Genomic DNA, 7,320 nt, shown 5'->3' on the forward strand with positions numbered 1-7,320 from the left:
CTGCAACAGCGCGCCGCTGGCCGGATTGAGAAAGTAGCCCTTCTCGGTGACGGTGAGCGTGACGATACGCGTTTCCGGGCGTGACAGCCGAGCCAGCAGAGCCTCGAGATCGCGGCCCCACTGCCCGCTTGCGTCCTGGCCGGTGAACAGCGTCTCCTCGATGGCGCCGACTTCGCGAACCGTGACGCTCTCGCTGTCGCGATACTCCGCCACGTGGTAGCGAAAGCCCGCCCTGGCGAGCGCGTCGACCAGCGGGGCACCGCGGCGCAGGTTCGCCGCGCTCACGCCCCACTGGGCATCGCCGGTACGCTGCCGGTAGCGTTCGAGATACACCGCCTGGTGGGCGCGGTGAAACGCGCCCAGGCCCAGGTGAACGATGCCGACGGCGCCCTTCGGCGCCGCCTCGATACGGTCGAGGGTCATGATCAGTTACTTCCCATCAGCAGGTTCGGCAGCCACAGCGAGATGGCCGGCACGTAGGTGACCAGCAGCAGCACGCCCAAGTTGCAGAGCAGAAACGGCACGATGGCGCGGGCCACGGTCAGCATCGGCAGCTTGCCGATGCCGGCGACCACGAACAGGCATACGCCGACCGGCGGCGTGGTCAGGCCGATCATCAGGTTGAGCACTGCGATCACGGCGAAGTGTACCGGGTCCACGCCGACTCCGGTGGCCACGCCGACGAGCGCCGGGAACAGGATGATCAGCGCGGCGATGGTTTCCATGAAGGCGCCGACGAACAGCAGGATCAGGTTGAGGATCAACAGCACGATCAGCGGGTTCTCGCTGATCGACAGGATCATCGTGGCGATCATCTGCGGAATCTGCTCGCTGGTCAGGATCCAGCCGAACAGGTTGGCGAGCCCCACCATCAGCAGAAGCGCCGAGGAGGTCAGCACCGTGTCCACCAGGATGCCCGGCAGCTTGCGCAGGGTCAGTCCCTTGTAGACGAACATGCCGACCACCAGCGCGTAGAGGCAGGCGACGATGGAGGCTTCGGTCGGGGTGAAGAAGCCGCCGATGATGCCGTAGAGGATGATGACGGTCATCAGCAGCGCCCAGAAGGCGGTCTTGGCCTCGCGCAGAAGCTGCAGGACCGGAACGCGCTTCTCCTTGGGATAGCCGCGACGCACGGCCAGGATGTAGACCGTCACCATCATGGCAAGCCCCATGAGGATGCCCGGCACGGCACCGGCCAGGAACATGCGCCCGACCGAGATTCCGCTCAAGGAACCCGCGATGATCATCGGCACGCTGGGCGGGATGATCGGACCGACGGTGGACGAGGCCGCGGTCACGGCGGCGGCGAAGGGCTTGTCGTAGCCCGAGCGCGCCATGCCGGGAATCATCACCGAGCCGATGCTCGCCGAATCCGCCACGGCGGTGCCGGAGATACCGCCGAAGATCATCGACCCGCCGACGTTGGCAAGGCCCAATCCGCCGCGGATGTGGCCAAGCAAAGCGTTCGAGAAGCGCACGATGTGCTCGGTGATGTTGCCCACGTTCATGAGGTTGCCGGCCAGCACGAAGCCGGGAATGCACAGCAGCACGAAGGTGTCGATCCCCGCGTACATGCGCTGGGGCACGATGGTCAGCGAGATGCCCTCGAGCAACAGATAGGACACCGAGGCGATGCCCAGCGCAAAGGCGATGGGCATGCCCACCACCAGCAGAACCAGAAAAACACTGAAGAGAATGATGACTTCCATGCTCACGACTCCTGTGCGCGAACGGTTGGGCGGCACATCGCGACGAGACCTTCAAGGCACCCGAGTGTGCTGTAAAGCAGCAGCAGTGCGAAGGTGACCACCGTCGAGAAGAAGATATACAGCATGGGAATGCGCAGCGTCGGCGAGGTCTGCCAGGCCCCGTTCTGGGCGTACTGCCACGCATAGGGCAGCACCATGAAGGCGAACACGCCGATCATCAGGCAGATCAATGCCTGGAAGGCGCCTTTCATGCGCGGGCCGAGCCCGTGATGGAAAAGCTCGACGCTGATGTTGCGGTGCTGGCGCATCACCACGCCGGCAGAGAGCGCCACCATGTAGATGAACAGATAGCGCGACAGCTCTTCGGTCCAGGCGATCGAAATGGGCAGGAAGAGCCTCGAGCTCACCTGGAGCAGGACCGTAACGGCAATGGCGACGAGCGCCAGCACCGCCAGGGTGAGAAACACGGTATCGATCCAGCCCATCACGCGCCCGACGGCGCCTTCGAACCTGGGTACCGTCGACATCGAATCCAGACTTTCCAACGCCTCTTGTTCCAGCGCTTTTTGATCCGAGCTCATAAACGATTCCTCGCGGGGCAAACGGCTCTTGCGAATACAAGAGGGGCCGGCACAGTGCCGGCCCGCTCTCGCCTTGGCGTCTTACAGGTCTTGAATGGCGTCGAAAAGCTCACGCTGCTCGGGTGTCAGTGCCTCGACCACCGCCGGGCGGGCCTTTTCGGCGAAGGCGTCGACATCCACCTCGATGAACTCCATGCCACGCTCGGCCAGGGCCTCTTCCAGGCGAGTCTGGTCCTCGACGAACAGCTCGGCCTCGTAACTCTGCATGGCCTGGGCCGCTTCGCGCACCACGTCCTGCAGCTCGTCGGGCATGTTCTCGAGCTGGTTGCGGCCGATCACCACGTAGATCCAGCTGCGCACGTGGCCGGTCATGTTGACGTAGTCCTGCACCTCGTTGAAGCTCGCACTCTCGATCAGGCTCAGCGGGTTCTCCTGACCTTCGAGGGTGTTCTGCTGAAGCGCGGTGAACACTTCGCTGAAGGCCATCGGGGTCGGGCGGGCGCCAAGTGCCTGCCAGACATCGACGAACAGCGGCACGTTGGGCACGCGCAGACGCAGGCCGTCCAGATCCTCCGGCGTGCGGATCGGCCGGTTGGAAGTCAGCTCACGCGGGCCGCGCTCGAACCAGGCCAGCGGCACCAGGTTGGTACGCTCGATGATCTGCTCCTCGATCTCGCGACCGATCTCGCCATCCACCGCCGCCTTCAGATGCTCGGAGTCGCGGAACGCGTAAGGCACCGCCATCATGGCCGCCTTCGGCGCCCAGTTCTGCAGGCTTTCGCCGGTGATGGTCATGTCCGCGGTGCCCAGCTGGATGCTGTTGATCACGTCCATTTCGCTGCCGAGCTGCTCGCTCGGGTACAGGCGCACCTCGATGCGGCCATCGGAGTTGGCTTCCACCTCCTCCTTGAACTTCACGGCGGCCTGGTGCCAGATGTTCTGCTCGTTGGCCAGGTGGCCAAAGCGCAGCGTGTAATCCGCCGCCAGCGCCGACTGGGCGCCGAGAAGAACGGTTCCCAGAACCGCACTGGTGAGTAGTTTCTTGATCATGGTCGTGACTCCTGCACTGTTGCGTTATTGGTTGTTGGTAGCGCTGTGTTGATGAGTGGGCGTGGTGGTTGGCTATCTTCTTCAGGTACCGATCTGGATCAGCACCTTGCGGGCCTCCTCCGGGCGATGGTCGAGCATGTCGATGGCCTCGGGCATCTCGGCCAGCGGCAGACGATGGCTGACCAGCGCCAGCGGATCGAGCCGACCGCTCGCCATGAGCTCGAGCACCTCCGGAAATTTGCGGTTGTTGAGCCGCGAGCCGACCAGGGTCAGCTCCTTCTTGATCACTTCGAGCTGGACCAGATCACTCGGCTGGACGCTGAAGCCCAGCAGGCCGATGCGCCCGGCGGGCGAGGCGAGGCGCAGCATCTGCGGCAGCAGCGCCGTCACGCAGGCGGCATCGGCGATCAGCGGTACGCCCTCGCCCCGGGTCAGCGCGGTGATTTCCCGCTCGACGTCCTGGGTGCGGCTGTTGAAGACGTGGGTGGCGCCCAGGCTCTTCGCCGCTTCCAGGCGCTCGTCGATTACGTCCAAGACGATGATCTCCTCGAGCCCCAGGGCTCTGGCCATCTGCAGGATGGTCATGCCGATCACGCCGGCGCCGAGGATCAAGAGGCGGTCGCCCGGATGCGGCTGCATGCGATCGAGCACGTTGGCGGCGATGGTATAGGGCTCGACCAGCGCGGCGGCGTCGAGGCCGATGTGCGCGGGAAGCACATGCACGTTCGCTGCTGGCACGACGACGAGCTCTTCGAAGCCGCCGTTGCGGTGCACGCCGATCACCTCCAGCGCGCTGCACACGTTGGGCCGACCGATGCGGCAGGGGTAACAGTGGCCGCAGCTGATGACCGGATCGACGCAGACGCGCTCGCCCACGCGGTTACCTTCGACGCCTTCGCCTACGGCCTCGATCACCCCTGCGAACTCGTGGCCGGTGATGCGCGGAAAACGCACGAAGGCGTTGTCGCCGTGGATGATGTGCATGTCGGAGCCGCAGATACCGGCGAACGCTACGCGCACCAGCACCTCGCCGGCGCCGGCGGTCGGTACGTCGACCTCGGCAACGCGGTAGTCATGCGGGGCGTTGACCTGGAATGCTTTCATGGATGCAGGACTCCTCACCAGTGCCACAGGGTGCCGTCTTCCAGCCTGTTGACCGGCAGGCTGGCACGCTTGTAGGGGTACTGTTTGGCAAGCTCTTCATCGATATCGACGCCGTGTCCCGGGTTCTCGCCGACGAGGAAGTGGCCATCCTCGAAGCGGTAGTCGTGGGGGAACACCTCGTTGGTCGCGGCGGTGTGCGGCATGTACTCCTGAATGCCGAAGTTGGGCACCCAGGTATCGAAATGGATCGCCGCGCCCATGCACACCGGCGAGAGATCCGTCGGTCCGTGGAACCCGGTGCGCACGTGGTAGAGCCCGGCCAGGTCCGCAAGCCTTCGCACGTGAGTGATGCCGCCGGCGTGGGTGAGCGTGGCGCGGATGTAGTCGATCCACTGGTTCTCGATCAGCGCCTTGGCGTCGAACAGGCTGTTGAACACCTCGCCCACCGCCAGCGGCGTGGTGGTGTGCTGGCGAATCAACCCGAAGCCTTCCTGGTTCTCCGCCGGTACGCAGTCCTCGAGCCAGAAGAGGTTGTAGGGCTCCACCGCCTTGCCCAGGCGCGCGGCCTCGATGGGCGTCAGGCGGTGATGGACGTCGTGCAGCACGTGCAGGTCGTCGCCGAAGCGCTCGCGCACGGCGGCGAAGAGCTTGGGCACGTGATTCAGGTACTTGGAGGTATTCCAGACGTGCTCGGCGGGCAGGTCCGCATCCGCCGGCTCGTAGGGCTCGCCCTCCTTCTTGGCCACGCCGTAGATGCTGGCGATCCCCGGCACCCCGGCCTGAACGCGCACCGCCTTGTAGCCTTCGTCCACGTGGCGGGCGACCTCCTCGAGGCACGACTCGATGTCGCGTCCGGTGGCGTGACCGTAGACCATCACCCGCTCGCGGCTCTTGCCCCCGAGCAGCTGATAAAGCGGCATGCCGGCGAGCTTCGCCTTGATGTCCCAGAGGGCCATGTCGACGGCGGCGATCGCGCTCATGGTCACCGGCCCGCGCCGCCAGTAGGCACCGCGATACAGGTAGTGCCAGATGTCCTCGAGGCGCTGCGGGTCGCGGCCGATCAGCGCCGGGATGACGTGCTCGTCGAGATACGCGACCACCGCCATCTCGCGGCCATTGAGGGTCGCATCACCGATGCCGTAAGTGCCCTCGTCGGTGACGATCTTGAGGGTGACGAAGTTGCGCCCCGGGGAGGTGACGATGGTATAGGCGTGTTCGATCTTCATGAAGCGGCTTCCTCGATGAAAGATAGCGTTTCCTGAGCATCGAACATCTCGGGAAAACGTTGGACCAGATCGGGCAGCGACACCAGAATTTCGCGCAGGTGGCGCCGCATGGCGTGTTCCGCCTGCGCGACGTCGCGCTCCTCGATGGCGGACAGAATATCGGCGTGCTGCTCGACCAGCCGCGCGATGGGCGTGGTATCGGGCACGCTCAGGTAGCGCACCCGGTCGAGCTGGGCGCGCACTTCCTCGATCACCTTCCAGGCGGATTGCTGGCCCACGGCGAGCGAAAGCGTCTTGTGAAAGCGCTCGTCGAGCAGATAGAAGCGATTCGAGTCGTGCGGCTGGATACAGCGGCGCTGGCGTTCGACCAGCTCATGGAGCTCCTCGAGTACTTCAGGGGAAAGCCCCTTGACGGTCGCCTGGCGCACCACGGCAACCTCCACCGCTTCGCGCACGAAACGCGACTCGAGTACCGCGCGCTGGGAAATCTTGACGACGAACGTGCCGCGCTGCGGCCGAACCTCGACGAGCCCCGCCTCGGACAGTCGAATGAAGGCTTCGCGTACCGGCTGCCGGCTCACCGAAAAGGCCTCGGCGACCTCTTTCTCGGATAGCGCCTTGCCCGGCGCCAGGACCATCTGGATGATGGACTGCCGCAGCACCTGATAAAGACGCTGACGCACGGACTCGGTTTCCGAGGTTTCCTGCCAGAGCGCCTGCAAGGTGGGATTGATGTCGTCCATTGATGCCGCCTGAGTGTGGGCTCGCCCCTTAACTGATATGACTAGTATGGTAGTATGGCGAGACAAACAAAAGCCCTCGCCCCCTATACTTTGGTTGAAGGACAACAACGATGAAACGCCAGCGCTACACCGGTTCGAATTATAAAAAAGCTCTGAATATCGAAGACCTGGAGCACATCGCCAAGCGCCGACTGCCCAATTTCGTGTTCGAGTACGTTTACGGCGGCAGCGACGACGAGCATACGCTCGCCCATAACCGCAGCGTCTTCGACCGCTATCTTTTCGAGCCAAAGACGATGACCCGGGTGGACCCTCGCAAGCTTGAAACCTCCCTGTTTGGCCAGGAGCATCGCCTGCCCGTGGCGATCGGCCCTACCGGGTTCAACGGCATGCTCAGCCGCGATGGCGACCTGAAGCTCGCCCGGGCCGCGCGCGATGCCGGCATTCCCTTCGTGCTCAGCAGCGTCTCCACCACGCGCATGGAAGAGATCACCGCCATCGAAGGCCTCACGGCCTGGATGCAGATCTACTTCTACCGTGACCGGAATTTCGTCAGATCCATGATCGAGCGTTGCGCCCGAGCCGGCTTCGATGCCATCGTGGTGACCACCGACAGCGCCATCTACGGCAACCGCGAGTGGGACGTGCGCAATTTCCGCCGCCCGCTGAAGCCCTCCACTGCCAACCTCCTGCATCTCTTGACCAAGCCCGGCTGGATGGCGGACGTGCTGTGGCCGGACGGGCTGCCCACGTTCAAGAACCTCGACGACCTGCTGCCGCCGGACAAGCGCAATGCCCAGGGCGCCTCGCAGATCATCGGCCCGCAGCTCGACCCCACCCTCAACTGGGACGACATCGCTTGGCTTCGCGACGTGTGGCCGGGCAAGCTCATCCTCAAGGGCATCAT

Annotated in this window: 7 protein-coding genes and 1 pseudogene; 1 reads left to right on the plus strand and 7 read right to left on the minus strand. The window is 64.3% G+C overall.

Annotated elements, in window-relative coordinates; genetic code table 11:
* The 7 genes and pseudogenes from BIS11_RS07595 to BIS11_RS07625 form a co-directional block, all read right to left on the minus strand.
* Positions 1–423, minus strand: a pseudogene (locus tag BIS11_RS07595) (mannitol dehydrogenase family protein); the annotation flags it as partial.
* Positions 424–425: 2 nt separating this feature from the next.
* Positions 426–1,709 (minus strand): TRAP transporter large permease, encoded by a 1,284-nt coding sequence (locus tag BIS11_RS07600; RefSeq protein ID WP_253422370.1) that lies wholly within the window; start codon positions 1,707–1,709, stop codon positions 426–428.
* 2 nt (positions 1,710–1,711) lie between these two features.
* Positions 1,712–2,290: a TRAP transporter small permease gene (locus tag BIS11_RS07605; protein ID WP_253422368.1), complete on the minus strand. Its 579-nt coding sequence runs from the start codon at positions 2,288–2,290 to the stop codon at positions 1,712–1,714.
* An 81-nt stretch (positions 2,291–2,371) separates the two neighbouring features.
* Positions 2,372–3,340, minus strand: coding sequence for a TRAP transporter substrate-binding protein (locus tag BIS11_RS07610; RefSeq protein ID WP_253422366.1), 969 nt, complete (start codon positions 3,338–3,340; stop codon positions 2,372–2,374).
* 81 nt (positions 3,341–3,421) lie between these two features.
* A complete protein-coding gene (locus tag BIS11_RS07615) occupies positions 3,422–4,444 on the minus strand; it encodes a Zn-dependent oxidoreductase (RefSeq protein ID WP_253422364.1) in 1,023 nt (340 codons plus the stop codon).
* A gap of 14 nt (positions 4,445–4,458) precedes the next feature.
* Positions 4,459–5,670, minus strand: coding sequence for a D-mannonate dehydratase ManD (gene manD, locus BIS11_RS07620; protein ID WP_253422362.1), 1,212 nt, complete (start codon positions 5,668–5,670; stop codon positions 4,459–4,461).
* Positions 5,667–6,413, minus strand: a complete 747-nt coding sequence (locus BIS11_RS07625; protein ID WP_253422360.1) for a GntR family transcriptional regulator — start codon at positions 6,411–6,413, stop codon at positions 5,667–5,669. The genes manD and BIS11_RS07625 overlap by 4 nt, the downstream gene beginning before the upstream one ends.
* A 110-nt stretch (positions 6,414–6,523) precedes the next feature.
* Here BIS11_RS07625 and BIS11_RS07630 point away from each other — a divergent pair.
* Positions 6,524–7,320 (plus strand): alpha-hydroxy acid oxidase (locus BIS11_RS07630; RefSeq protein ID WP_253585882.1); only part of this gene is annotated, 797 nt, incomplete at its 3' end.

It is taken from the genome of Halomonas sp. 707D4 (genome assembly GCF_024158685.1).
Lineage (GTDB): Bacteria > Pseudomonadota > Gammaproteobacteria > Pseudomonadales > Halomonadaceae > Vreelandella.